Raw genomic sequence first — 2,738 nt, 5'->3', positions numbered from 1 at the left:
ACATCCGACCCGAACAGAACCTCCCGCAACGGAAGTTCGAGATCCAACGCCTCGCACACCGCGTCCAACGCCTCCGCGAACACCGGGTAGGCGTCATACAGTTCACGGCCCATCCCCAGCCGCTGACTGCCCTGACCGGTGAACAGGAAGGCCACCTTGCCCCGGGTCGCGATCTCGCCCCGGACGATCCGCGCCGCTGCCGCGGACGTGTCGTCGGAGGCGAGTGCGGCCAGGTCCGCGAGGGCGCGGTCCCGGTCGCCGGCCACGACGACGGCGCGGTGTTCGAGGGCGGCGCGGCCGGTGGCCAGGGAGCGGCTGATGTCGACGGCCGACTGCTCGGGGTGGGCCCGCAGGTGGGTGAGCAAGCGCTCGGCCTGGGCTCGCAGGGCTTCTTCCGTACGGGCCGAGACGGGCCACGGGAGGGCCGGCGGGACGACGGTGCGGCGCGGCGGCGCGGCCTCCGCGCCATCCGTGCCGTCGACCTCCGCGCCGTCGACCCCCACGCCGTCGACCGCCGTGCCACCGGCTTCCGTCGCGTCGGGGGGTGTGGCTCCGGCGGCCTCGGCGGGGATCTCCGCCGGTGCCTGCTCGATGATGGTGTGCGCGTTCGTGCCGCTGATTCCGAACGAGGAGACGGCGGCGCGGCGCGGCCGCCCGGTCTCCGGCCAGTCGAGCGTCCCGCGCACCAGCGAGACGGCGCCGGCGGCCCAGTCGACCTTGGTCGACGGCTCGTCCACGTGCAGCGTCTTCGGGATCCGGCCGTTGCGGATCGCCATGACCATCTTGATGACGCCCGCCACGCCGGCGGCGGCCTGGGTGTGCCCGATGTTCGACTTGACCGAGCCCAGCCACAGCGGGCGGTCCTCGGTGTGTTCCCGGCCGTACGTGGCCAGCAGCGCCTGCGCTTCGATCGGGTCGCCGAGGGTGGTGCCGGTGCCGTGCGCCTCGACCACGTCGATGTCGGCGGCCGTCAGTCGGGCGTCGGCCAGGGCCTGGCGGATGACGCGCTGCTGGGAGGGCCCGTTGGGGGCGGTCAGCCCGTTGCTCGCGCCGTCCTGGTTGACGGCCGAACCCCGGACGACGGCCAGCACGCGGTGCCCGTTGCGCCGCGCGTCGGAGAGCCGCTCGACGAGCAGCATGCCGGCGCCCTCGCCCCAACCGGTGCCGTCGGCGGCGTCCGCGAAGGACTTGCACCGGCCGTCGAAGGACAGGCCGCGCTGCTTGCTGAACTCGGTGAAGGTACCGGGGGTCGGCATGACGGTGACGCCGCCCGCGAGGGCGAGCGTGCACTCGCCCTTGCGGAGCGCCTGCATGGCGAGGTGCAGGGTGACCAGGGAGGACGAGCAGGCCGTGTCGACGGTGAGCGCCGGGCCCTCCAGGCCGAACGTGTACGAGACGCGGCCGGAGGCGATGCTGCTGGAGCCGCCGGTGCCGAGGTAGCCCTCGACCTCCGGCGGTACGGCGCGCAGTCGGGACGCGTAGTCGTGGTACATGACGCCGGTGAACACGCCGGTGCGGCTGCCGCGCACCGATGTCGGGTCGATGCCGGCCCGCTCGAACGCCTCCCACGCGATCTCCAGCAGCAGCCGCTGCTGGGGGTCCATCGCGACGGCCTCGCGGGGCGAAATGCCGAAGAACTCGGGCTCGAAGCGGTTGGCGGTGTGCAGGAAGCCGCCTTCCCGCACGTAGCTCGTGCCTCGGCCGTCGGGGTCCTCGTCGAACAGTGCCCCCGTGTCCCAGCCCCGGTCGGTCGGGAAGGGCGAGATGGCGTCGGTCTCATCGGTCACCAGCCGCCAGAGGTCCTCGGGGGACTCGACGTCTCCCGGGTAGCGGCAGCTCATTCCGACGATCGCGATCGGCTCCTGCTCCTCCGACTCGACCTCCTGGAGCCGGCGGCGCGTCTCGTGGAGATCGGCCGTCACCCGCTTCAGGAAGTACCGGAGCTTTTCCTCGTTCATGCGTGCATCCCTCGTACAGAAGCCGGAGAGTCAGAGTGGTGGGACGGGGTGGGGTGGAGCTGCCGCGTCATGAGATGCCGAACTCCTTGCCGATGAAGTCGAAGAGGTCGTCGTCGGTCGCGCTCTCCAGGGCCTCGGCCACATCGGGGCCGTCGGGCTCGGCCGGGAGGTCGGCCGCCGCGTCCGCTGCCGCGCTCCAGGCGGTGAGCAGGGCCTGGAGGCGTTCGGTGATGCGGTCGCGGCCGGCGGAGTCGGGCGTGGAGGTGACGAGCGACTGCTCCATCCGGTCCAGTTCGGCGAGCAGGGGCGGTACGGCCGCCGCGCCGTGCTGCCAGAGTTCGTCCCGCAGGTAGTCCACGAGCGCGGTCGGCGTCGGGTAGTCGAAGACGAGCGTGGCGGGCAGTCGTACGCCGGTGGCGGCGCCGAGCCGGTTGCGGAGCTCGACGGCGGTCAGCGAGTCGAAGCCGACTTCGTTGAACGACCGTGCCGGGTCGACCGCTTCGGGACCGGCGAAGCCGAGGACCCCTGCGACGTACGTGCAGACGAGCTCCAGCAGGGCCTCGTCCCGTGCGGCGGGCGAGAGCCCGGAGAGGCGCTCGCGCAGGTCCGCTCCCCCGTCGGCGCCGCCGCCGGTGGTGCTCTGCGCGGCCCGGCGGGTGGGCGTGCGGACGAGGCCGGAGAGCAACGGCGGGAGCATTCCCGTGCCCGCTTGGGCGCGGAGTGCGGCCAGGTCCAGCTTGACCGGCACCAGCAGCGGCTGCCCGGAGGCCGGCGCGGCGT

The 2,738-nt window shown here is 73.2% G+C and carries 2 protein-coding genes; both read right to left on the bottom strand.

Annotation, left to right across the window (positions count from 1 at the left end):
- The coding region (locus tag AB0D46_RS38430; protein WP_362884741.1) for a type I polyketide synthase at positions 1-1,958 on the bottom strand (1,958 nt) is incomplete at its 3' end.
- A 67-nt stretch (positions 1,959-2,025) separates the two neighbouring features.
- On the bottom strand, positions 2,026-2,738 hold a 713-nt coding region (locus AB0D46_RS38425; RefSeq protein ID WP_362884740.1), incomplete at its 5' end, for a phosphopantetheine-binding protein.

It is taken from the genome of Streptomyces sp. NPDC048383 (assembly GCF_040651775.1).
Lineage (GTDB): Bacteria > Actinomycetota > Actinomycetes > Streptomycetales > Streptomycetaceae > Streptomyces.
Note: the sequence above shows the minus strand (reverse complement) of the source record. Positions and strands in the feature narration are given on the sequence as shown.